The organism is Trinickia acidisoli, assembly GCF_017315725.1.
Taxonomy (GTDB): Bacteria; Pseudomonadota; Gammaproteobacteria; order Burkholderiales; family Burkholderiaceae; genus Trinickia; species Trinickia acidisoli.
Map to the genome: position 1 here is coordinate 2,840,433 of NZ_JAFLRG010000001.1, position 22,141 is coordinate 2,862,573.

Annotated in this window: 22 protein-coding genes; 6 read left to right on the top strand and 16 right to left on the bottom strand. The window is 65.4% G+C overall.

What is annotated here, in order from left to right; translation table 11 throughout:
• Window positions 1-10: 10 nt before the first annotated feature.
• The 12 genes from J3485_RS12865 to J3485_RS12920 all read right to left on the bottom strand — a co-directional run bounded on the left by J3485_RS12865 (window position 11) and on the right by J3485_RS12920 (window position 9,976).
• Window positions 11-1,051 (bottom strand): MucB/RseB C-terminal domain-containing protein, encoded by a 1,041-nt coding sequence (locus tag J3485_RS12865; RefSeq protein WP_206952906.1) that lies wholly within the window; start codon window positions 1,049-1,051, stop codon window positions 11-13.
• Between the two features lie 4 nt (window positions 1,052-1,055).
• Window positions 1,056-1,664 carry a sigma-E factor negative regulatory protein gene (locus J3485_RS12870; RefSeq protein WP_206952907.1) on the bottom strand — a complete coding sequence of 203 codons (609 nt, stop codon included), beginning with the start codon at window positions 1,662-1,664 and terminating at the stop codon, window positions 1,056-1,058.
• A gap of 96 nt (window positions 1,665-1,760) precedes the next feature.
• Window positions 1,761-2,360, bottom strand: coding sequence for an RNA polymerase sigma factor RpoE (gene rpoE / locus J3485_RS12875; protein ID WP_206952908.1), 600 nt, complete (start codon window positions 2,358-2,360; stop codon window positions 1,761-1,763).
• Window positions 2,361-2,528: 168 nt separating this feature from the next.
• Window positions 2,529-2,984, bottom strand: a complete 456-nt coding sequence (locus J3485_RS12880; RefSeq protein WP_206952909.1) for a hypothetical protein — start codon at window positions 2,982-2,984, stop codon at window positions 2,529-2,531.
• A 14-nt stretch (window positions 2,985-2,998) separates the two neighbouring features.
• On the bottom strand, window positions 2,999-4,237 hold the full coding sequence (gene fabF, locus J3485_RS12885) for a beta-ketoacyl-ACP synthase II (RefSeq protein WP_206952910.1): 1,239 nt from the start codon (window positions 4,235-4,237) through the stop codon (window positions 2,999-3,001).
• A gap of 156 nt (window positions 4,238-4,393) precedes the next feature.
• Entirely contained in the window at window positions 4,394-4,633 is a 240-nt protein-coding gene (acpP, locus tag J3485_RS12890; protein ID WP_004197638.1) for an acyl carrier protein, read from the bottom strand.
• Window positions 4,634-4,777: 144 nt separating this feature from the next.
• Window positions 4,778-5,527 (bottom strand): 3-oxoacyl-ACP reductase FabG, encoded by a 750-nt coding sequence (gene fabG, locus J3485_RS12895; RefSeq protein ID WP_206952911.1) that lies wholly within the window; start codon window positions 5,525-5,527, stop codon window positions 4,778-4,780.
• Window positions 5,528-5,634: 107 nt separating this feature from the next.
• A complete protein-coding gene (gene fabD, locus J3485_RS12900) occupies window positions 5,635-6,573 on the bottom strand; it encodes an ACP S-malonyltransferase (protein WP_206952913.1) in 939 nt (312 codons plus the stop codon).
• A gap of 89 nt (window positions 6,574-6,662) precedes the next feature.
• On the bottom strand, window positions 6,663-7,652 hold the full coding sequence (locus J3485_RS12905) for a beta-ketoacyl-ACP synthase III (protein WP_206952915.1): 990 nt from the start codon (window positions 7,650-7,652) through the stop codon (window positions 6,663-6,665).
• Window positions 7,653-8,756, bottom strand: a complete 1,104-nt coding sequence (gene plsX, locus J3485_RS12910) for a phosphate acyltransferase PlsX (RefSeq protein ID WP_206952917.1) — start codon at window positions 8,754-8,756, stop codon at window positions 7,653-7,655. It lies immediately after the preceding gene.
• A 278-nt stretch (window positions 8,757-9,034) separates the two neighbouring features.
• A complete protein-coding gene (gene rpmF / locus J3485_RS12915; RefSeq protein WP_206952919.1) occupies window positions 9,035-9,214 on the bottom strand; it encodes a 50S ribosomal protein L32 in 180 nt (59 codons plus the stop codon).
• A gap of 99 nt (window positions 9,215-9,313) precedes the next feature.
• Window positions 9,314-9,976 carry a YceD family protein gene (locus J3485_RS12920; RefSeq protein WP_206952921.1) on the bottom strand — a complete coding sequence of 221 codons (663 nt, stop codon included), beginning with the start codon at window positions 9,974-9,976 and terminating at the stop codon, window positions 9,314-9,316.
• Window positions 9,977-10,300: 324 nt separating this feature from the next.
• Between J3485_RS12920 and J3485_RS12925 the strand changes: the two genes are divergently transcribed.
• A complete protein-coding gene (locus J3485_RS12925; RefSeq protein ID WP_206952923.1) occupies window positions 10,301-10,933 on the top strand; it encodes a Maf-like protein in 633 nt (210 codons plus the stop codon).
• Window positions 10,930-11,652: an SAM-dependent methyltransferase gene (locus tag J3485_RS12930; RefSeq protein WP_206952925.1), complete on the top strand. Its 723-nt coding sequence runs from the start codon at window positions 10,930-10,932 to the stop codon at window positions 11,650-11,652. The genes J3485_RS12925 and J3485_RS12930 overlap by 4 nt, the downstream gene beginning before the upstream one ends.
• Window positions 11,653-11,769: 117 nt before the next feature.
• Here J3485_RS12930 and J3485_RS12935 read toward each other — a convergent pair whose 3' ends face one another.
• From J3485_RS12935 to J3485_RS12950, 4 genes are read right to left on the bottom strand one after another with little or no spacing between them, the layout of a single operon-like run.
• Entirely contained in the window at window positions 11,770-12,774 is a 1,005-nt protein-coding gene (locus tag J3485_RS12935; RefSeq protein WP_206952927.1) for a S49 family peptidase, read from the bottom strand.
• Window positions 12,775-12,828: 54 nt separating this feature from the next.
• Window positions 12,829-13,230 (bottom strand): Rieske (2Fe-2S) protein, encoded by a 402-nt coding sequence (locus J3485_RS12940; RefSeq protein ID WP_206952929.1) that lies wholly within the window; start codon window positions 13,228-13,230, stop codon window positions 12,829-12,831.
• Entirely contained in the window at window positions 13,227-13,886 is a 660-nt protein-coding gene (locus tag J3485_RS12945; protein ID WP_206952931.1) for an HAD family hydrolase, read from the bottom strand. The genes J3485_RS12940 and J3485_RS12945 overlap by 4 nt, the downstream gene beginning before the upstream one ends.
• Window positions 13,867-14,898: an RluA family pseudouridine synthase gene (locus tag J3485_RS12950; protein ID WP_206952933.1), complete on the bottom strand. Its 1,032-nt coding sequence runs from the start codon at window positions 14,896-14,898 to the stop codon at window positions 13,867-13,869. Before J3485_RS12950 ends, J3485_RS12945 begins: the two co-directional genes overlap by 20 nt.
• A 724-nt stretch (window positions 14,899-15,622) precedes the next feature.
• On the opposite strand from J3485_RS12950, the gene J3485_RS12955 reads away from it, so the two are divergent.
• From J3485_RS12955 to moeA, 4 genes are all read left to right on the top strand, one after another.
• Complete coding sequence (locus J3485_RS12955; protein ID WP_206952935.1) at window positions 15,623-18,745, top strand: Rne/Rng family ribonuclease; 3,123 nt, start codon at window positions 15,623-15,625, stop codon at window positions 18,743-18,745.
• 189 nt (window positions 18,746-18,934) lie between these two features.
• Window positions 18,935-20,044 (top strand): GTP 3',8-cyclase MoaA, encoded by a 1,110-nt coding sequence (gene moaA, locus J3485_RS12960; protein ID WP_206952937.1) that lies wholly within the window; start codon window positions 18,935-18,937, stop codon window positions 20,042-20,044.
• A gap of 16 nt (window positions 20,045-20,060) precedes the next feature.
• A complete protein-coding gene (mobA, locus tag J3485_RS12965) occupies window positions 20,061-20,705 on the top strand; it encodes a molybdenum cofactor guanylyltransferase MobA (protein WP_206952939.1) in 645 nt (214 codons plus the stop codon).
• An 81-nt stretch (window positions 20,706-20,786) separates the two neighbouring features.
• Complete coding sequence (gene moeA, locus J3485_RS12970) at window positions 20,787-22,094, top strand: molybdopterin molybdotransferase MoeA (RefSeq protein WP_206952941.1); 1,308 nt, start codon at window positions 20,787-20,789, stop codon at window positions 22,092-22,094.
• Window positions 22,095-22,141 lie beyond the last annotated feature (47 nt).

The window sequence follows — 22,141 nt, forward strand, 5'->3', positions numbered from 1 at the left end:
AGCCGAAGCGTTACTGGGTAGCTTTGTATTCTATGGCAGACGCGAAGCGCTGCAGCGTTGCTTGGGGCACTTCCCCGAGCAACGTTATCCAATAATCGCGATAACGCGTAACGAGCACATGGGTGGCACCCGTGCTACCGGCACCTGCCTTGCGCGAATTACCCTCGGCCGGCTCGACGAACACCGAGATGGTGGAGAGCCCGTCGGAAAACACGGCCTGATCGACGGGAATCGGAGGCGCTTTGGGATCGCGCGCCTCCATCGGCCGGCGCAACTCGCGGATTTCATGGAAGCCCGGCACATCGGGCGCGATGCGCCAGCCCTGCGCCTCCATGTCCACCGGCGACACCGGCGGGCGCACGAGCGTCCAACCGCTCGTGTTGCGCATACCGGCCGCGATGCTCGCCTTCTCGGGGGGCACGCCGACGCGGACCTGGGTGAATGCGACCTGCTCGAGCACCTGGCCCGAGGCGTCGAGCGTTTGCACGCGCAGCAGCAGACCCGTTCTGGCATCGGCCCACAGCTTGTAGGCGAAGCGATAAGCGTCTTTCGGATCGAGTTCGATCACTTGGGCGTCGAGGCCGGCGACGCGATCGCTGCCAAGCAGCTTCGGGTCGTACACGGACAATACCTGCGCGCCGCTTTCGCTCGTCAGCGCGGGAAACGAATCCTTGTTGAACCGCTTTTCGACGACGCAAAGGTGCCGCTCCGGCACGAACGTATAGAGGTCGTCATCGTGCCGCAAAATCTTGCGCGGCTGGCCATCGAGGCTTTCGAGCGATTCGAATTCCCCGTCTGCATGCACGGCGTAGTGCTCGATCCGCGAGGACTGCACGAAGTTGCCGCGCTGATAGACGAACACGCCTTCGTAGTTCTCGCGCCGCGCCGCCTCTTGGATTCGATCGAGCCAACCCGCCGCCTGCTGACGAGCCGCGGCATCGGCCTGCGCAAACGCCGCACGCGGGGACACCGACAACAGCGCGGCCGCGCACAGCAACCACGCCGCCCATTGCCGCGGGGCGGCGGCGCGCATCGAGCGCAATGTCTGCATCGGCTTATTGGCCTTGCGAAGTCTGAACAGCGGCGCGGATGAGCGGCATCGAACCCGACATGATCGGCTGCTGCGCGAATTGCTGGTGCGCTTCCAGATATTGATCCAGGCGCGCATCGCGAATGATGTTGCCCTCTTGCGCACCCGGCACGCTCGTCATGGCGACCGATTGCACGTCGTCGGCGCGGCTGTTCGTCGAAGCCATTTGCGCGCTGCCCTGCCCCGCGCCGCCGTGCCACTGCGGCAGGACGATCCAACTCAGCATGGCGGCCGCGGCCGCCACCGCGAGCGCCGGAGCGACGCGCCGGCGCAGCACCAAGCCGGCGCGTTGCGAGAGGGCGTGAACCGGAACCAGGATGTGCGGCTCGGCTTCGAGCCGTGCGGCGAAGCCCGCTAGGAATGCGTGGCTCGTCGCCGGATGGACGGCCAGGTCGTCGGAACGCAAGGCGTCGCCGATCAAATGGTAGGCCGACCACGTGGTGCGGTCGCCGTGACCGAACTCGGACAGCACGTCATCGAACGACTCGCGGGCGTCGAGCCCTTCCCCGTCGACGAACGCGGACAAACGCTCGCCTAGCGAGCTCCCTTGCGATTGCATCGAGACCGACCCCATGACGCTCCCCATCTTACACACCCCGTAGTGACACCACTTGACCCAATGCTTTCTAATATGCGCCGCCGAGCAACGCTCCGTCATCGCCCGATAGCGCTACCAGCGTTTGCCTTCAGGCGTGTCCAGCAGCGGACGCAATTTTGCCGCAATCGCCTCTCGAGCGCGAAAAATACGCGACCGAACCGTCCCGATGGGGCACCCCATCATCTCGGCGATTTCCTCGTAGCTTAGACCTTCGATCTCGCGAAGGGTAATGGCCATCCGAAGCTCTTCCGGCAAAAGCGCCATCGCGGCATTGACCGTCTGGGCGATTTGCTTGCTCATCAACATCGACTCGGGCGTGTTGATATCCCTTAGTTGATCGGCGTCCGAGAAAGTTTCCGCCTCCTCGGCGTTTGCTTCGGTCGACGTGGGCGCGCGCCGGCTTTGCGTCGCGAGATAGTTCTTCGCCGTATTCACGGCAATCCGGTACAGCCAGGTGTAGAACGCCGACTCGCCGCGAAACTGCGGCAACGCGCGGTACGCCTTGATGAACGCGTCCTGCGCGACGTCCTCGACCTCGGCCGGGTCGCGCACGAGCCGCGAGATCAGCCGAATGATCTTGCGATGGTATTTCGAGACCAGGAGTTCGAACGCGGCCTTGTCGCCCTGCTGCACACGCTCGACCAGAACCTGGTCGATTTCTTTTTCGCTCACCTGTTGGGGTCCACTGAAGGGGTGCGTCGGGGACCGCTATTGTAGCGTCCCCATCACGGCCCCACGCGCCATGTGTAACCGCCGTAACGGCCGTTACAGATTTGGATCTGTTACAGGCGGGGCCTGCGCGCATCGCCTCCCGCTTCGCGGGGTCTCACCTAACGCGGCTCAGTACGCCGAGTGTCGCCCGCGCACCGCCAATTCCCGAAAGGCCGCGGCGTCGATGGCGTCCGCCGCGACGATCAATGCGCCGGGCCGGCGGACACCCTCGCAGGCGACAGCCAAGACGAGCAACCGCCCGGCCCACTGGGCAAAACCGACGATCCGCCCTTGAAACAAAGGATGTCCCGCATCGTCGAATGCCGCGAGGCCTTCGGACGTCAATTCGAGCAGGGCCGGCTGCCTGCGCTCGTAACGCATGAATGCCGCACCGAGCCCCATCAGTGCGGCACCCGCGAGCCAGAGCGCATCGATCGCGCCCAGATGCGCCGCTGCGGTGACATGAACCGCCACCGCACACACGAGCGAGAACGCCAACGATGCGACGCGCACCGTTAGCGAGCGCCGCAGCGCCATACGCCGCGGCACGCCCGGTTCGATCTCTAGGCCGGCCACCTGCGTCAACGGACCGCCCGCGGTCAGGCGCGCTTGAAGACGAGCGTGCCGTTCGTGCCGCCGAACCCGAACGAGTTCTTCAGCGCGACGTCGATCTTCATCTCCCGCGCCTGATTCGCACAGTAGTCGAGATCGCACTCGGGGTCTTGGTTGAAGAGGTTGATCGTCGGCGGCGACACTTGGTTATGGATGGCCAATACCGTGAACACCGATTCGAGGCCGCCCGAGCCGCCGAGCAAGTGCCCCGTCATCGACTTCGTCGAGTTCACGACGACCTTCTTCGCATGCTCGCCGAGCGCACGCTTGATCCCTATCGTTTCAGCAAGATCGCCGAGCGGTGTCGAGGTGCCATGCGCATTGACGTAGTTGACCTCGTCGGCGTTGACGCCGGCGTTGCGCAGCGCCGCGGCCATGCAGCGGCGCGCACCGTCGCCGTCTTCGAGCGGCGCCGTCATGTGATACGCATCGGCGCTCATCCCGTAGCCTGCTACTTCGGCGTAGATCTTCGCGCCGCGCGCCTTGGCGTGTTCGTACTCTTCGAGCACCATGACGCCCGCGCCCTCGCCGAGCACGAAACCGTCGCGATCCTTGTCCCAGGGACGGCTGGCCGTGGCCGGATCGTCATTGCGCTGCGACAGCGCGCGCGCCGCGGCAAAGCCGCCGATGCCGAGCGGCGACACCGTCGCCTCGGCACCGCCCGCCAGCATCACGTCGGCATCGCCGTACTCGATCAAGCGCGATGCCTCACCGATGCAGTGCAGGCCCGTTGTACAGGCCGTCACGATCGCGAGATTCGGACCTTTCAAGCCGAACTTCATGGACAGGTGGCCGGAAATCATGTTGATGATCGACGCGGGGACGAAGAACGGCGAAATGCGCCGCGGACCGCGATTGAGCAGTTCCGTCTGCGTGATTTCGATCATCGGCAAGCCGCCAATGCCCGAGCCGACGATAACGCCGACGCGCTCGGCATTGGCATCGGTGACGTCGAGCCCGCTGTCCTGCATCGCTTGCATGCCGGCCGCCATGCCGTAATGGATGAACGTATCCATATGGCGGGCTTCCTTGGCGGGCATGTAGTCTTCGACGTTGAAACCCTTCACCTCTCCGGCGAAGCGCGTCGAGAAGTTCGTCGCATCGAACTTCGTGATAGTCGCGATACCGGACTTTCCGGCGACAAGATTGGCCCACCCGTCGGCAACATGATTGCCGACAGGCGACACCAGCCCCAAGCCTGTAACAACAACACGGCGACGGCTCACGGTAACCCCTTTTCCATAAATGACCAAAGCAAAAGCCACAGCGGCCACAGGTAACCACCCCTGTGAGCCCTGTGGCTAGAATTCAGCACCAGCATCGGCATCCGACATGAAGACGCGTCAAACGCGGCCAGCGCACCGCGCGAGGCGAGCCAGGCGTTATGCCTTGACGTTTGCGCGTGCGTAGTCGATCGCTTGCTGGACCGTCGTGATCTTTTCGGCTTCCTCATCCGGAATTTCCATGCCGAACTCGTCTTCCAGCGCCATCACGAGCTCGACCGTGTCGAGCGAGTCCGCACCGAGGTCGTTCACGAACGAAGCTTCGTTCTTGATTTCAGCTTCGGCGACGCCCAGTTGTTCCGCGACGATCTTCTTGACGCGCTGTTCGATGTTGTCCATTACCCCTCCGAGGGAAAAAGTTCAAAAATCCGAGTGCGCGCATTTTATCAGGTTTGCCCGCTCAAAAAACGCGCCCAAGGCAAAGGCTTCGCGCCCGGCTGAAAGCATTCGGCTGCCGCCGGCGCGGATGGTAAACGAATTTCGTTACGACATGTACATCCCGCCGTTCACATGCATCGTCGTGCCGGTGATGTACCCGGCCTGCGGCGAAGCAAGGAATGCGACGGCATGGCCGATATCCTCGGGGCTGCCGAGCCGGCCGAGCGGAATTTGCGTCTTGAGCGCCGCCTGCTGCTCTTCGGGCAACACCTTCGTCATGTCGGTATCGATGAAACCCGGCGCCACGCAATTGACGGTAATGCCGCGGCTGCCGATTTCGCGCGCGAGCGCACGCGTCATGCCCGCCACGCCGGCCTTCGCCGCCGCGTAGTTGAGCTGCCCCGGATTGCCGGCCGAGCCGACGACCGACGTGATGTTGATGATGCGGCCACCGCGCGCCTTCATCATCGGGCGCAGCACGGCGCGCGAGAGGCGGAACACGGCCTTCAGATTCGTGTCGATGACGGCATCCCACTCGTCGTCCTTCATGCGCATCGCGAGTTGATCGCGCGTGATGCCGGCATTGTTGACGAGGATGTTCAACGCGCCGAATTCCTTCACCAGCGACTCGACGAGCGCGTCGATCGCTTGGGCGTCGTTGACCTCGAGGACGACGCCGCGCCCTGCCAGATCCTCGGCCGCGAGCGCCTCGGTGATGCCGGCGGCGCCGACTTCGCTCGTCGCCGTGCCGATGACCGTCGCGCCTTGCCGCGCCAGCACGAGCGCGATCGCTCTGCCGATGCCGCGCGAGGCGCCCGTCACGAGCGCGACTTGTTTCTCGAGAGCTTTTTCCATGATTTGAATGATCCGTTTAATACGCGGTGAGTTCGCGGTAAGCGCCGATGCGCGTTGTGCATCGGCCAACCTGCCCGGACGCTCGTATGGCTCGCGCTACGCGTGGGTTATGCACCGAGCAGCTTCAACGTTTCGTCGAGCGAAGCCGGATCGGCGAGCGCCACGCCGACGAGGCTGCCGTCGATCCGCTTGGTCAAACCCGTCAGCACCTTGCCCGGCCCGCACTCGATCACGTGCGTCACGCCTTCCTTCGCGATGGCCTGCACGCACTCGACCCAACGCACGGGACCCGCTGCCTGACGCACGAGCGCGTCCTTGATCGCGGCCGGTTCGGCAACCACCGCCACGTCGACGTTGTTGATGACGCGAATCTGCGGCACTTTGATGTCGACGCTCGCGAGATATTCGCGAAGCTGATCGGAGGCCGGCTTGAGCAGCGACGCATGGAACGGCGCCGAGACGGGCAGCGGCAACGCGCGCTTGGCGCCCTTCGCCTTCGCGAGCTCGCACGCCTTTTCGACGGCTGCCTTGTGCCCGGCGATCACGACTTGCGCCGGCGCGTTGAAGTTGACGGCTTCGACGACGCCACCGCTTTCGCGCGCCGCTTCGCTGCAGACGGCGCGCACCGTATCGTCGTCGAGGCCGAGGATAGCCGCCATGCCGCCAACGCCGACCGGCACCGCCGTTTGCATCGCCTGCGCCCGAAAGCGCACGAGCGGCAAGGCATCGCGAAAGGCCAGCGCGCCGCCGACGACGAGCGCCGTATATTCGCCGAGGCTGTGCCCCGCGACGATCTCGGGCTCGGCGCCGCCGGCTTCAACCCAGGCGCGATAGATCGCGTAGGCGGCCGCGAGCATGACGGGCTGCGTGTTCGCGGTGAGATTCAGATCCTCGGCAGGACCTTCGGCGATGAGCTTGCCGAGATCTTGCCCGAGCGCGTCGGACGCTTCCTGGAGTGTTTCACGCACGACCGCGCGATCGGCGAAGGCATTGAGCATGCCGACCGCTTGCGATCCTTGCCCAGGAAAAACGAACGCAAATTTCATATCGTCCCCAAATGTTGAGCCTTATACGCGCCGGGGGCGCGTGCTTGCCGGCCGACACACGGCCGGCCGCATCGCTCGCCGATGACCGATCAATAACGGATGACGGATGCGCCCCAGGTGAAGCCGCCGCCGACGCCTTCGATGAGCACGTTCTGGCCGCGCTTGATGCGGCCATCGCGCACGGCGACGTCGAGCGCAAGCGGAATCGACGCCGCCGACGTATTGCCGTGCTCGCCGACCGTGACGACCATGCGCTCTTGCGGCAGGCCGAGCTTGCGGCAGGTGTGCGTCATGATACGGATATTGGCCTGGTGCGGAATCAGCCAATCGACCAGGTCGGGCGACAGATCGGCCTTCTGGAGGGCCTCGACGGCCACTTTCTCGAGCACGTTGACGGCCAGCTTGAAGACCGCTTGCCCATCCATATGGAGAAAAGCGCTGCCCGCCACGACGCCGCCGTTGACATGACCCGGCGTGCAGAGAATGTTGGCGTAGCTGCCGTCGGCGTGAAGGGCGCTCGCGAGCACGCCCGGTTCGTCGGACGCTTGCAGGATCACGGCGCCCGCGCCGTCGCCGAACAACACGCAGGTCGTGCGATCGTTGAAATCGAGAATGCGCGAAAACGTTTCGGCGCCGACGATCAGCGCCGTGCGGTGCTGCCCGCTGCGGATCAGCGCGTCGACGGTCGCAACGGCATAGGCGAAGCCGGAGCAGACGGCTTGCACGTCGAACGCCGCGCCGCCGTTCTTGATCTGCAGTTTGTGTTGCAGCAGGCATGCCGTGCTCGGAAACACGAAATCGGGCGTGGACGTAGCCACGACGATCAGATCGATCGTCTGCGGGTCGATGTCCGCCGCCTCGATCGCGCGCTGCGCCGCGGCGAGCGCGAGGTCGCTCGTCGTTACATCGGCTTGCGCGAAATGACGCGCGTGGATGCCCGTGCGAGCAACGATCCATTCGTCGCTCGTCTCGACGCCCCGCTTGGCGAGGCGATCGGCAAGCTCTTGATTCGTGACACGGCCGGGCGGCAAATAGCTGCCGGTGCCGAGCACGCGGGAGTAGATATTCGATTGAGCCATTTATGCTTTCGAAGATACCGCGGCGTAAGGCTCGGCCGGACGGCCGGCGAGATTCGCGTGACCGGCGCCGCCCGCGTCGCGCGTTGCTTGCGCGAGCGGATCCGCGTTCTCTTCCATCGCTCGCGCCAGGCGTTCGAGGACGCCATTTTTGACCGCATCATACCCGCGTTTGATGGCCCACTCAAACGCGTAGGCATCCGCCGAGCCGTGACTCTTGATGACGAGCCCACGCAAGCCGAGCAACGCCGCACCGTTGTATTGCCGATGATCGACACGCTTCTTGAAGCGCATGAGCACCGGCAGCGCCAGCAGCGCCATCGCCTTCGTGAGCAGCGAACGGCCGAATTCCTCGCGGATGATCTCGGAGAGCATCTGCGCCAATCCTTCGGACGTTTTGAGTGCGACGTTGCCGACGAAACCGTCGCATACGATGACGTCGGTCGTGCCTTTATAGATGTCGTTGCCTTCGACGTTGCCGCGGAAATTGAGCGTGCTCGCGCGCAGCAACTCACCGGCGCGCTTGATCGTCTCGTTGCCCTTGATGACCTCTTCGCCGATGTTCAAGAGACCGATCGTCGGACGCTCCTTGCCTTCGAGCGCGGACACGAGCGCGTGCCCCATCTCCGCGAACTGCAGCAGATGCTGCGGCTCGCAATCGACGTTCGCGCCGAGGTCGAGCATCATCGTGTAGCCATGCGAGTTCGGCAACGCCGACGCGATCGCGGGGCGTTCGATGCCGGCGAGCGTCTTGAGCACGTAGCGCGACACGGCCATCAGCGCACCGGTGTTGCCCGCGGAAATGCAGGCTTGCGCCGCCTCGTCTTTGACGAGATTGAGCGCGACGCGCATCGACGAATCCTTCTTCTTGCGCAACGCGACTTCGACAGGGTCGTCCATCGCGACAACCTCGGACGCGGGCACGACCGTCAGCGCCCGATTATCGAGCGCCTTGCATTTCTTCAGTTGAGCACGAATCGGAGCTTCGAGACCGACCAGCATCAGTTCGGCGTCGGCATGCGAACGAACGAAGCTGACGGCAGCGGGAACGGTCACGGACGGGCCGTGGTCGCCTCCCATGCAATCTATCGTGAGCTTTATAGTCATGGACTGCGACGAATTTCAGGCGCTGTGCGTGGGACCGCGGCAAGTGCCGAAGCGCTCACTGGGGTCGACCGCGAAGCATGAGATCAGAGTCGATGCTCTGCTCGAAGCCGAAGCAAGTGCGGAAGCACGAACGCCGTCCGATAGCTAAAACGCTAACTCTGATCGACGCAAAAAAGCGGCAGTTGAATGCCGCCTTTTGCTCGAGCCGGGAAAAACCAGACAAGCCGCTCGCCGCGCACAAAACCACCGGATTCGGCGGACGCCGCGCGCCGACGCGATTAGTCGTTCTTCGTCTTGACGACTTTCTTGCCGCGATAGTAGCCGTTCGGGCTGATGTGGTGACGCAGATGCACTTCGCCCGTGCTCGGCTCGACCGCAATCGGCGCACCCGCCAGGAAATCGTGCGAGCGGTGCATGCCGCGCTTCGACGGCGACTTCTTGTTTTGTTGGACTGCCATGGTAACTCCTAAAAATTTTGTGGATTCTAACACAGCCCGATCGGCGTAACGCCACTCGCCAAACGGCCGGCGCGCCGCATCGTGCGACTCATGCAACGGTCAATGCTTCTTGCCGCCCTCGCCGCCACCCTTGAGCGCCTCGAGTACGGCGAAAGGATTCGGCTTGCCCGCTTCGCCGCCTTCCTCGGCAGCGCCGGAAGCGCAATCCTCGCCGTCGTCGTCACCCGGATCGCTCGCATGCTCGCCGGCCGCACCCGAGACGAGACTCTCGTGTACCTGCGGGCAAACGTCGTGTTTCGGCACGAGCGGCAACGACAGCAGCAATTCTTCTTCGATGAGATCGATGAGATCGAATTGGTGCGAACCCACGATCACGTCGAGTTCATCCTCCTCGAGCGGAAACTCCTCGGCCTCTTCCTCGGTGGCCACGAGCCGATACGCGGCCTCGAGGTCGAAGGCCTGCTCGTACGGCGCGAGGCACCGCTGACACTCGATCCACGCCGCCCCGTGCAGCGCGAGCCGCAGGTACGGCTGCGCGGCTTCCGTTCCGTCGTCTTGGAGTTCGGGCTGCGTCGAACCTTCGGCCTGCCAAGTAAACAGCGTGTCGCGATCTGGCGCGTCCACCGGTACTTCGTTTAACATGCGCGGCAATTGCGAGACGCGCACCGCGCCGGCGGCCTGACGGCCGCTGCGGGCGAATTCGAAGACATCGAACGCGTGCGGATCGATGAGCCCGCCAGCCTTTCCGGAATGTTGGGACATGATTCACTCCTCGCTCAGCGTGGGTTCGGCCGGAGTTCGACCTGAGTTCGACCTGAGTATCACTCGCCTACCCCGATCACTCACTGCCCGCTGAAATCTCGCGCTCCCGCGGGTTTTTCACGGGTTTTCCACGGGTTTTCATTACCGAACTTTCTACTTCTACCCTACTTCTACACTACACAGCGCGCGCCGCACACCTCGGGCGCACACCGTGAAAAGCCGGAAAGTGTATTTGGTTTACCTTTTGCAGTCAATCACTTAAACAATCCAGCGTGCACGCCGACGCACACCGTCGGCCCGCCGCCCCAACTTCCGCTTACGACCATGTTCGACCCCAGCGCCTCGCCACACCATTTGATTCTCGCGTCCAGCTCGCCCTATCGCCGCGCCTTGCTCGAGCGCCTACGTCTGCCTTTCGACGTCTGCGTTCCGGACCTCGACGAAACGCCGATGGCCGGGGAAACACCCGCCGCCACGGCGTTGCGGCTGGCTCAGGCCAAGGCGCGCGCCGTGGCGGCCCGCGAGGCGGGGGCCGGGCCCGATCCGCGCCCTGTGCTCGTCATCGGCTCCGATCAAGTCGCAACCTTCGACGGGCTGCAAATCGGCAAGCCGGGCACCCACGAAAAAGCGCTCGAGCAACTGCGCGCCATGCGCAATCGCGTCGTCGAGTTTCACAGCGCGCTATGCCTGTTCGACGGCGCGCGCGACATCGCACAAACGGAGGACGTCGTCACGCGCGTGCGCTTTCGCGACCTGCCCGATGCCGAACTCGACGCCTACCTGCGCGCGGAGACGCCGTACGACGTGGCCGGCAGCGCGAAGTCCGAGGGGCTCGGCATCGCCCTGTTGGAATCGATCGACTCGAACGACCCGACGGCCCTCGTCGGTCTGCCGCTGATTGCGCTCACGCGGATGCTGCGCGAGGCCGGCTATCCGCTCTTCGCGGGTGCGCAATGAGCGGCGTCCTCTATTTGATCCCGAACGCGCTCGGCGAAGGCGACGCCGACGCGCTGGCTACCGTTCTGCCGGCAAGCGTCGTCGCGCGCGCCGCCTCGCTCGAATATTTCGTCGGTGAGAACGCCAAGAGCACGCGCGCGTTCCTCAAGCGCGTCGGCGTCTCGCGACCGATCCAGGAAATCGAGATTCGGGAGCTCAACGTCAACACGCCGGCCGCCGAAATCGATCGACTGCTCGCGCCGATTCTGGCTGGGACCGACGGCGGGCTCGTCTCGGAGGCGGGCTGCCCGGCCGTAGCCGATCCCGGCGCGCTGCTCGTGCGCCGTGCTCATGCACGTGGCGTCAAGGTCGTGCCGCTCGTCGGCCCGAGCTCGATCCTGCTGGCGCTGATGGCCTCCGGGCTCGATGGCCAGCGCTTCGCGTTCCATGGCTATCTACCCGTGGACGCCGCAGAGCGCGCGAAAACGCTGCGCGAGCTCGAACAACGCTCGCGCAAGGGGCGAGAAACGCAGATCTTCATCGAAACGCCTTATCGGAACCGCGCGCTGCTCGATGCGCTCGTCGCGAGCTGCGCGCCGTCGACACTGATTACCGTCGCCGTCGATCTCACGCTCGAATCCGAACGGATCGCAACGCGCGCGGCGAGCGACTGGAAAAAGCACGCCGGCGCATTCGAGATGCACAAACGGCCGGCGATCTTTCTGATGCTGGCGAACTGAGCGCGCGACGCGCGGCGGCGCGCTTCGACGGCGGCTCAACGGCAACCTCGCGCCGCCTCGCAAACCGCGCGCGGCGGACTGTGCCGCACGGACCCGGCCGCGCCGCTCGAACGCGGCTCAGCGCAGCTTCACCCCGCCGAGCACGAGCGCATTGACGGCGCCCGCGCCAACCGCCGCGCCGAACTTGCGCGCGATGCGATCGGAAATGCTTTCTCTCTCGGTGTAATCGACGATATTCGGCGCCTTGATGACCTCGCGCGCCACATAACCCGTATCGCCGTAGCCGTCGGCGAGCCCGAGCTCGACACTCTTCTCGCCGGTCCAGAAGAGCCCGGAGAAAATGTCGGGCGTTTCGTGCAAGCGCTTGCCGCGCCCTTGCCGCACCGCGTCGATGAACTGCTGATGGATCTGATCGAGCATCGCTTGCGCGTGCGCGTCCATCGCGGGCGTGTCGGGCGAGAACGGATCGAAGAAACCCTTATTCGCCCCCGACGTATGCAGGCGGCGCTCGATGCCGAGCTTGTCCATGAGCCCCGTGAAGCCGAAACCGTCCATCAGCACGCCGATCGAGCCAACGATGCTCGCGCGGTCGACGAAGATTTTGTCGGCCGCGGCGGCGACGTAATAGCCGCCCGACGCACACATATCGCCGACGACGACATAAAGCGGCTTGGCCGGATACTTCTGGCGAAGGCGGCGGATCTCCGCATTCATGATCCCGGCCTGCACGGGCGATCCGCCAGGGCTATTGATATAGAGGATGACGCCTGCCGTATCGGGGTCGGCAAACGCGCGCCGCAACGAGCGGTCGACGTCTTTGGCGTTCGCGTTCGTATCCGCGGCGATTTCGCCTTCGAGGGAGACGAGCGCCGTATGACGGCCCGTCGCGGCGACCTTCTTGTGCGATGCGTGGAACACGCTGAAGACCAGCAGCAGCAATACCGCGAGGAACGCGAACCGGAAAAAGATCTTCCAGCGGCGGGCGGACCTCTGCTCGTTGATCGCCGCGAGCGCAATCCGCTCGAGCGCCGCGCGCTCCCAATTCGGTTCGCGCGCGCCGGCGTTTGTCTTCGGTTGGGGCTCGGAAGGTTGCTGCGATTCGGGCGTGTATTGGTCGGCCATGTGCTCTCGGTCGGTCGTTGTCAGTTCGTTGTTATTCGGAAAAATCGTTCGACATCATTGCGCGTCGGCCGGCGCCGGCTGTAAGGCGTCATCGGGCAACCAAAAGACCGCGCGGCCCTCGGGGGTGTCGCGCTCCTCCACTTCGACCGGCCGCAGCCGCGCGCCGCGACACGGACCGCCGACGCAGCGCCCGCTCTCGGGAGCATAAATCGCGCCATGCGTCGCGCACATCAAGTATAAGCCCGACGATTCGAAAAACTGGCCCTCGGCCCAATCGAGCTCCATCGGTACGTGCGCGCACCGGTTGAGATAGCCGTAGACGCGCCCGTCGTAGCGGACGAAGAAGACCACGGCGTCGCCGTCGAGATAGCGCGCCGCTCGGCGAACGCCCATGCCGCCGTCGACGAGTTCCTCGGCCGCGCACACGCGCACGGCCAGCCGCTCATCGGCGCTCATGCGTGCTCCCGCAGCCAATCGCCGAGCGCTCCGACGCTCCCGGCGACGAAACGCGGCTCGAGCTTGACGAGCGCGTCGGCAGGATGCGCCCCGTAGGTGACGGCGATTCCCGCAGCGCCCGCGTTGGTCGCCATCTGGAGATCGTGGGTGGTGTCGCCGATCATGACCGTCCGCTCGAGATCCTGCCCCAGCTCGCGCGTGAGCTCCTGCAGCATCGCCGGATGGGGCTTCGAGAACGTCTCGTCGGCGCAGCGCGTGCCGTCGAACACGCTCGTGAGCCGCACCTCGTCGAGCGCCCGATTCAGGCCGACACGGCTCTTGCCCGTGGCCACGCCGAGCAGATAGCCGGCCGAGCGCAGTTCGCCGAGCAACTCGCGCACGCCGGCGAACAACTCGGTATGCGCGTCCTTGATGAGATAGTGATAGCGATAACGTTCAGCCAAGCGCGGGTAGTCGGCGGGATCGAGCGACGGCGCGGCGATCTGCAGCGCATCGCGCAGGCCGAGGCCGATCACGTAGCGCGCGGCGTCGTCGGCGGGCACGGGCAACTCGAGATCGCGGCAAGCGGCCTGGATGCTGCGCGCGATATGCGCCGTCGAATCCATCAGCGTGCCGTCCCAGTCGAAGACGATGAGATCAAATTGCTGTCGGGGCATCGGGTTGCGTCTCGTTGCGCAAGGCGGTCAGTTGATCGAGGAAGCGCCGGCACTCGTCCGGCAGCGGGGCGTTCAATTCCAGCGGCTCGCCCGTGATCGGATGCGTCAGGCGCAAGCGATACGCATGCAAGAACATGCGTTTGAACGACGGCCGCGCGTTCGCGCGCGCGAGCGCCTTGTTCAGCGCGAAATCGCCATACTTCGCGTCGCCGACGATCGGCAACCCCAGATGCGCCAAATGGACGCGGATCTGGTGCGTGCGGCCCGTTTTCAGCTCCGCCTCGACGAGCGCGTAGCCGGGCCAGCGTTCGACGAGATTGAACACCGTGTGCGACGGCGAGCCATCCGGCTGCACGCGCACGCGCCGCTCGCCCTCGGGTGTCAGGTATTTGTAAAGCGGCTCCTTGACCGCGCGCCGCCGCCCCCAGTCGCTCGGCCATTGTCCGTGCACGCAAGCGTAGTAGCGTTTGTCCATCCGGCTGTCGCGGATTTGCTCGTGCAACCCGACGAGCGCGGCCCGCTTCTTCGCGAGCAACAAGATGCCCGACGTTTCGCGGTCGAGCCGATGCACGAGTTCCAGGAACTTGCCGAGCGGACGCGCCTCGCGCATTTGCTCGATCACGCCGAAGGCGATTCCGCTGCCGCCGTGCACCGCCACGCCGGCCGGCTTGTTGATCGCGAGCATGTGCTCGTCTTCGAACAGGACGTCGAAATGAGCGGGCGGCGCAGTCATCGCCATGCCGGCCTCGAACACCTCGGACTGCGCGACGCGCACGGGCGGCACCCGCACGACATCGCCCGTCACGAGCCGGTATTTGGCGTCGACGCGGCGCTTGTTGACGCGCACTTCCCCGCTACGCAAGATCCGATAAATATGACTTTTTGGCACGCCTTTGCAAACGCGCAGCAAAAAATTGTCGATGCGCTGCCCGGCGACGCCATCGTCCACCTGTATCATCGAGACCTGGTCAGGTGCGACCGATTTCTGGGATATTTTGCCTAACTCATTCATTCTGAATATAATTTGCCCTTAGCCAACCGTGCGTACCGCCGTTTTTTTCGCGGCCCCCCGCCCGGATTGCGCAGGGTGAAGCAAGAACCTGTTATTTTACTTGCTTGGCTGCACCCAAGGGTCGGTTGCTCGCCCTGAATCGAGAAGCAACGAGTTGCACGCACGGCATCCATCGCGGCAGGGACGTCGCCCATAGGCGCGTTCGGTCCGGTCGATGCCGACGGTAACGGAATTTTGGTAAAAAAGAATTCATCAGGGAGCCTCGGTGTCGAGCGATGTCGAGCAGCCGGGCTCCCGATTGCGAAACCTACGGCGAGCGCCCCTGTTCGTTCCGCGTGAAGCGGGACTTTCGGCGACGTCAAAAAATCGGCGAGACATGCCGCGCGGCGGTCGAGCATGCATCGGGTTTAGCGCCGTCGTAACGCGGCGCGGCTTCCCCCGGTCCGGTATGGGCATCGAACGATGCGCCGGGCCCAGTGTGGGTCACCCGAGCGCTCGGCGCGCGCCCCGTGTCACGCCGTTATTTGAAGCCGTGTTCGCATGCGCCCATGCGGCTCGCGGCCCAGTTCGGCCATATCGAGTCCTCTCAGGCAATTCTCCCCGCCATCGTTCCCGCTCCAGCGTGCTTGTGAAAACACAATAAGGACGCGGCGCGCACGACTCGCGTCGCTTTGCCGGCTTCATGCCGGCAGAGCGCGCGGCGACGCCGCTCTGGAGCCGTTCAATGAAACGCATGCTGTTCAACGCAACGCAGCAGGAAGAACTGCGCGTTGCCATCGTCGATGGGCAAAAACTCATCGACATCGATATCGAAACCGCCGGGCGCGAACAACGCAAAGGCAATATCTACAAGGGGATCGTGACTCGCATCGAGCCGTCGCTCGAAGCGTGCTTCGTCAACTACGGGGAAGACCGCCACGGTTTCCTGCCGTTCAAGGAAGTCGCCCGCCAGTACTTCAAGGAAGGCGTCGACATGCGCTCGGCGCGCATCCAGGACGCGCTGCGCGAGGGTCAGGAACTCATCGTCCAGGTCGAGAAGGAAGAGCGCGGCAACAAGGGCGCGGCGCTCACGACGTTCATTTCGCTCGCCGGCCGCTACCTCGTCCTGATGCCGAACAATCCGCGCGGCGGCGGCGTATCGCGACGCATCGAGGGCGACGACCGCCAAGAGCTGCGCGAGACGATGTCGCAACTGCAACTGCCCGACGGCATGAGCATCATCGCGCGCACGGCCGGCATCGGCCGCAGCGCCGAAGAGCTGCAGTGGGACTTGAACTATCTGATGCAACTGTGGCGCGCGATCGAAGCCGCCTCGCAAAGCGGCCAAACCGGCCAGCCGATGCTGATCTACCTGGAATCGAGTCTCGTCATCCGAGCGATTCGCGACTACTTCCAGCCCGATATCGGCGAAATCCTCATCGATACCACCGAAATCCATGATCAGGCCCGCGCCTTCATGGATATCGTCATGCCCGACAACGTCGGCAAGGTGAAGCGCTACCACGACGACGTTCCGCTCTTCTCGCGCTTTCAGATCGAGCACCAGATCGAAACCGCGTATTCGCGGACGGTGCCGCTGCCCTCGGGCGGCGCGATCGTCATCGATCACACCGAAGCGCTCGTCGCGATCGACGTGAACTCGGCGCGCGCCACCAAAGGCGCCGACATCGAGGAGACGGCCACACGCACGAACCTCGAGGCTGCCGATGAAGTGGCCCGCCAACTGCGCCTGCGCGACCTCGGCGGCCTGATCGTGATCGATTTCATCGACATGGAATCGGCCAAGAGCCAGCGCGAAGTCGAGCAGCGCCTGAAAGACGCGCTCAAGCACGACCGCGCGCGCGTCCAGATGGGCAAGATCTCGCGTTTCGGCCTGATGGAGTTGTCGCGCCAACGCCTGCGTCCCGCCCTGTCCGAAGGCAGCCACGTGACCTGCCCGCGCTGCAACGGCACCGGCCACATTCGCGACACCGAATCGTCCGCCCTGCAAGTGCTGCGGATCATTCAAGAAGAAGCGATGAAGGAAAACACCGCGGCGATCCACTGCCAGGTGCCGGTCGAGGTAACCGCCTTCCTGCTCAACGAAAAGCGCCAGGAAATCAACAAGATCGAGTCGCGCTTCAAGGTGGGCGTGATCCTCATTCCGAACAAGCATCTCGATACGCCGCACTACAAGCTCGAGCGCCTGCGCCACGACGACGCGCGTCTGGACGAGCCGCGCGCCTCGTGGAAGATGGCCGAGGAAGCCGCTCGCGAGCTCGAATCGGAAACCGCCTACAGCAAGCGCACCGAAGAGGTGAAGCCGAAGCAGGAAGCCGCCGTCAAGGGCATCACGCCCGAGCGGCCCGCCCCGAGCGCACCGGTACGCCCGCAACCGGCTCCCACGCCGGCCGCGGCCGCTGCCGCGCCGCGCGCCGGCGGCTTGTTCGGCTGGATCAAGAGCTTGTTCGGTGCCCAGCCTCAAACGCCGGCACCGGCCGCCGAACAACCGGCCCAGCCGGCACGCCCGGCGCGCGGTGAGCGTAGCGAACGCGCCGAGCGCAGCGGCAATCGCAATCGCCGCGGTGCAGGCGCCGGCCGCGAAGGTACGGCTCGAACCGAATCGGCCGTCGGCGGCCGCGCCGGCCAACAACCGTCGCAACGCACGGCGCGCGAGCAGCGCGAGCCCCGGGAAGGTCGTGAAGGACGCGAGGGTCGCGGTGAAGCCCGCGAGCGCGGGCAAGAGCGCGCCGAAGCACTCGAAACCGCAACGCGCGGCGAGCGCCAAGAACGACGCGAACGTGGCGAACGCCCCGAGCGCGGCGAGCGCGTGGAGCGCGGCGAACGTGCCGAGCGCCAGGAACGCCCAGAGCGCGGCGAGCGCCGCAAGCCGCAAGCTGACGTCGCAGCGGATCCGGCCGTACGTGCCGAGCCACAGGCCGACGAGGCTGTACTGGGTGCCGGCGTGCTCGCACCCGATCAGGAAACGGCAGCGCGCGACGGCGAAGAACGTCGCCGCCGCCGCCGCGGCCGTCGTGGCGGTCGCCGCGAGCGTGAGGAAGAAGGCGTGAACGCGACGCTAGCCGCCGACGTGGCCGAAGCCGAAGGCGCCGTAGCCGCCGTACCGGCGCAGGCCGCGCCCGCTGTCGAGGCGCATGCTCGCGTGGTAGAAGCCGAAGCGGCTGTCGAAGCGGCTGCCGTGCCGCATGCTCACGCGGCAGAAGCCGACGTGGCTGCCGAACCGCATGCCCGCGCAGTGGAAGCCGAAGCGGCCCCCGTGCCGCAGGTTGAAGCGCACGCCGAGGAAGTGGTCGTGACGCCAGTGGCGACACCTTCGTCGATCGCGACACCGCTGCCCGAGGCCCCGGCCCCAGCCACGGCGCCGGCCGCCACCGTTGCGCCGACCCCGAGCGAAGCCGTTGCAGCGCCAGTCGAGCATGCTTCGGCGATTCCGGTTGCAACCGCCGCACCCGCGCCGGTTGTCGCAGAGCCCGAAGCGCCTATCGCGCACGCTATCGAGACAGCCCCCGCTGCCGCGCCGATCGCCGAAGCCGCGCCGGTAATTTCGGCCGAGCCGGTCGCGAGCGCGGCATTGGCTCCGATCGAAGCAGCCAGCGCCGTGACCGAGGTCGTGCAGCGGCCCGCAACGCCGAGTCCACGGGCAAACGGGTTGTCTGCTGCTGACTTGCAACCGATGCTCGAATCGGCCGGCCTCGTCTGGGTCAGCACCGACGCCGGCAAACTGCGCGCCGCGCAGGAAGCCGCTGCGCAAGCGCCGGCCGCCGTGCGCGCGCCGCGTGAACGCAAACCGCTGCCGCCCGTCGATCACACGCCGATGCAGCAGATCGAAACACACAAGGACGCTTAGGTCCACATCCGCGGCCAAGGGCGCCAAGGCGTCCTGGCATGCAACGAGCCCGCCCTTCGAGGCGGGCTTTTTTATCGTATTTTTGACCTACGTCACGTGATGAGCGTTATCCGTACCATCAGGCGGGCCATGTCCGCCGCTTGCGAAGCGTTCGGCTAGAATGGTTGTCTGCCCGCTTTTTGCTTCATCATGTCTCGTCGCATCATTCCCGTCGCCGATGTCAGCGCGATGCCCGATATTGCCGGCGCGCCGCTCACTCCGCGCGGGACGCTCGTCGATGCGCTCGTCAGACCGCTGCGCGATCTGCGCATTTCAGTGACCGATCGCTGCAACTTCCGCTGCGTCTATTGCATGCCGCGCGCCGTCTTCGGCAAGGATTATTCGTTCCTGCCCCACGGCGCATTGCTGACGTTCGAGGAAATCGAGCGGGCCGCCCGGCTGTTCGTCGCGCACGGCGTCGACAAGATTCGTCTCACGGGCGGGGAACCGCTGCTGCGCAAGGACATCGAGCGGCTCGTCGAGCGGCTTGCAACCTTGACCACACCGGACGGGCGCTCGCTCGACCTCACATTGACCACGAACGGCTCGCTGCTCGCTCGCAAGGCGCAGAGCCTGAAGAACGCCGGCTTGACGCGCGTCACCGTCAGTCTCGATGCACTCGACAACGCGCTCTTCAAGCGCATGAACGACGCCGACTTCGCCCCCAGCGCCGTGCTCGACGGCATCGCGGCCGCGCAGGCAGCCGGACTGGCTCCAGTCAAGATCAACATGGTCGTCAAGCACGGCACGAACGACGCAGAGATCGTGCCGATGGCACGGCACTTCAAAGGCTCGGGTACCGTACTCCGGTTCATCGAATATATGGACGTCGGCACGTCGAACGGCTGGAACATGACGGAAGTGCTGCCGTCGGCCGACGTCGTCGCCCGCATCGCCGAGCACTTCCCGCTCGTCCCGCTCGAAGCCCATACCCCCTCGGAAACAGCGCAGCGCTGGGGCTATGCCGACGGCACCGGCGAAATCGGCGTCATCTCGAGCGTCACGCGCGCATTCTGCGGCACCTGCACGCGCGCTCGTCTCTCGACGGAAGGCAAGCTCTATTTGTGCCTATTCGCCTCGGCCGGGCACGATTTGCGTGCGCTGCTGCGTAGCGGTGCCACCGACGACGAGATCGCCACCGCTATCGGCCGGATCTGGCAAGCGCGCGAAGACCGTTATTCTCAGTTGCGCGGCAGTGCCGCGGCCGATACGGCATCGAACGGCCTCGCGCGGGTCGAGATGTCGTACATCGGCGGCTAGCCCAGGGCGCGCGCAGATGGATTCGCCTACGCGCTCACGCATCACGGGGCTCGTTTTAGCTGGAGGTCGAGGCACGCGTATGGGCGGGCTCGACAAAGGTCTACAGCCGCTTGCGGGCGAGCCGCTCGCACTACACGTCGCCAAACGCGTCGCAGGGCAAGTCGCCGCGCTAATGATCAGCGCGAATCGTCACCTGGACGAATACGAACGGTTGGGCACGACGTTCGGCGCCCGCATCATCGAAGACGACACCGACGATTACCCTGGCCCGCTGGGCGGCCTGCTTGCGGGACTGCGCGCGACATCGACCGAACTGCTCCTTTGCGTGCCCTGCGATACGCCCGGCCTGCCGACCGATCTCGCCGCCAAGCTCGTCGCCGCACTCGACGCGCAGCGCGCCGATATCGCCGTCGCGGCCACCGTCGACGCAGCCGGATGCATGGCGATACACCCCGTCGTGGCAGTGGTGCGCGCAACGCTCGCCGACGATCTGGCCGCCTATCTCGAGGCCGGCGAACGCAAAGTCCGTACGTGGTACGCACGCCACATGCACGTCGAAGTCGCGTTTCGGGACGAGCGCGCGTTTTACAATGCCAACTCCTTGCATGAGCTCGCCGATCTCGAACGAACGCTCGACGCTCGCCCCGAGCGCGGCAGATAAATCGGCCACGACGCAAGGCGTCCGGCTGCCCGGCGTGCGCGGCATTCGCACGGTTCGTCGGCGCGCCGCGCCCAATCTTCGATGACGATTTCCCACGACACTTCCGGCCACGCTGCCTCGCCCGCCCCGAATCCGCTTCCCGTCGACGCTGCACGCGCCATCATCCGGCGTGCGATCGAGCCTGTGGAGATGGTCGAGCGCGTCGCCTTGCGCGCGGCACTCGACCGGGTGCTGGCCGCCGACGTCGTCTCCCCCATCGACGTGCCCGCTCACGACAACGCCGCGATGGACGGTTACGCGTTCGACGGTGCGGTGCTCGCGCAGGGCCTCGCGAACGGCCGCGCCCCGCTGACGCTGGTCGTCGCGGGCGAAGCGCGCGCAGGCCATCCGTTCGAGCGAGGTTGCCGTGCGGGCGAGTGCATCCGAATCATGACCGGCGCGCCGATGCCGGCCGGTTGCGATACGGTCGTGCCGCAAGAGTTCGTCGCGCGCACCGGCCAGAATGTCGCGTTCGATGCCGAGCAAATCGCCCGCGGCGCCAACTGTCGCCGCGCCGGAGAGGACCTCGCGCGCGGACGCGCCGCGCTGGCCGCCGGGCGCATCGTGCGTGCCGCCGACCTCGGTCTGCTCGCGTCGCTCGGCGTCGCGGAAGTGGCGGTCCGACGACGCCTGCGCGTTGCGTTCTTCTCGACGGGCGACGAATTGCGTTCGGTCGGAGAGACGCTCGACACCGGCTGCGTGTACGACAGCAATCGCTACACGTTGTACTCGATGCTCACGCGTTTGAACGTCGAGGTGCTCGACTTGGGTGTCGTGCGCGATAAGCCTGACGCCATCGAGGCCGCACTGCGTTCAGCCGCCGCGAGCGCCGACGTCGTGCTCACGTCGGGCGGCGTATCGGTCGGCGACGCCGACTTCACCGCTCGCATGACAGCGACGTTCGGCGACGTCGCATTCTGGCAGCTCGCGATGCGGCCCGGGCGCCCGCTCGCGTTCGGCCGCCTATGGCCTGCCGGGCGCGGTGCGAGCGAGCGCAGCGCACTGTTCTTCGGGCTGCCGGGCAACCCCGTTGCGGTCATGGTCACGTTTTATCAGATCGTGCGCGAAGCGCTCGTCGCGATGTCGGGCGCAATCACCGCGGGACCGCTGCAGTTTGCGGCCGCGAGCAGCGCGCCGATCAAAAAGCGCCCGGGGCGCACCGAGTTTCTGCGCGGCGTCGCCACGCGCGACGCGGCCGGCAAATGGACCGTGACGCTTACCCGGTCGCAAGGATCGGGCGTGTTGAGTTCGATGAGCGAAGCCAACTGCTTCATCGTGCTCGAGCACGACCAAGCCGACGTCGTAGCCGGCGCCCCCGTCGACGTCATCCCCTTCGAAGGGCTCATGTGATCAATGCGCGACGTCAGCCGCCGATTTTTCGAATAGCACAGCACATC

Excerpts from the sequence above, each read along its gene's own strand:
- J3485_RS12865 (WP_206952906.1), bottom strand. The coding sequence starts at position 1,051 with ATGCAGACATTGCGCTCGATGCGCGCCGCCGCCCCGCGGCAATGGGCG.
- J3485_RS12870 (WP_206952907.1), bottom strand. The coding sequence starts at position 1,664 with ATGGGGTCGGTCTCGATGCAATCGCAAGGGAGCTCGCTAGGCGAGCGT.
- acpP (WP_004197638.1), bottom strand. The coding sequence starts at position 4,633 with ATGGACAACATCGAACAGCGCGTCAAGAAGATCGTCGCGGAACAACTG.
- fabG (WP_206952911.1), bottom strand. The coding sequence starts at position 5,527 with ATGGAAAAAGCTCTCGAGAAACAAGTCGCGCTCGTGACGGGCGCCTCG.
- fabD (WP_206952913.1), bottom strand. The coding sequence starts at position 6,573 with ATGAAATTTGCGTTCGTTTTTCCTGGGCAAGGATCGCAAGCGGTCGGC.
- J3485_RS12905 (WP_206952915.1), bottom strand. The coding sequence starts at position 7,652 with ATGGCTCAATCGAATATCTACTCCCGCGTGCTCGGCACCGGCAGCTAT.
- plsX (WP_206952917.1), bottom strand. The coding sequence starts at position 8,756 with ATGACTATAAAGCTCACGATAGATTGCATGGGAGGCGACCACGGCCCG.
- rpmF (WP_206952919.1), bottom strand. The coding sequence starts at position 9,214 with ATGGCAGTCCAACAAAACAAGAAGTCGCCGTCGAAGCGCGGCATGCAC.
- J3485_RS12920 (WP_206952921.1), bottom strand. The coding sequence starts at position 9,976 with ATGTCCCAACATTCCGGAAAGGCTGGCGGGCTCATCGATCCGCACGCG.
- J3485_RS12925 (WP_206952923.1), top strand. The coding sequence starts at position 10,301 with ATGTTCGACCCCAGCGCCTCGCCACACCATTTGATTCTCGCGTCCAGC.
- J3485_RS12930 (WP_206952925.1), top strand. The coding sequence starts at position 10,930 with ATGAGCGGCGTCCTCTATTTGATCCCGAACGCGCTCGGCGAAGGCGAC.
- J3485_RS12935 (WP_206952927.1), bottom strand. The coding sequence starts at position 12,774 with ATGGCCGACCAATACACGCCCGAATCGCAGCAACCTTCCGAGCCCCAA.
- J3485_RS12940 (WP_206952929.1), bottom strand. The coding sequence starts at position 13,230 with ATGAGCGCCGATGAGCGGCTGGCCGTGCGCGTGTGCGCGGCCGAGGAA.
- J3485_RS12945 (WP_206952931.1), bottom strand. The coding sequence starts at position 13,886 with ATGCCCCGACAGCAATTTGATCTCATCGTCTTCGACTGGGACGGCACG.
- J3485_RS12950 (WP_206952933.1), bottom strand. The coding sequence starts at position 14,898 with ATGAATGAGTTAGGCAAAATATCCCAGAAATCGGTCGCACCTGACCAG.
- J3485_RS12955 (WP_206952935.1), top strand. The coding sequence starts at position 15,623 with ATGAAACGCATGCTGTTCAACGCAACGCAGCAGGAAGAACTGCGCGTT.
- moaA (WP_206952937.1), top strand. The coding sequence starts at position 18,935 with ATGTCTCGTCGCATCATTCCCGTCGCCGATGTCAGCGCGATGCCCGAT.
- mobA (WP_206952939.1), top strand. The coding sequence starts at position 20,061 with ATGGATTCGCCTACGCGCTCACGCATCACGGGGCTCGTTTTAGCTGGA.
- moeA (WP_206952941.1), top strand. The coding sequence starts at position 20,787 with ATGACGATTTCCCACGACACTTCCGGCCACGCTGCCTCGCCCGCCCCG.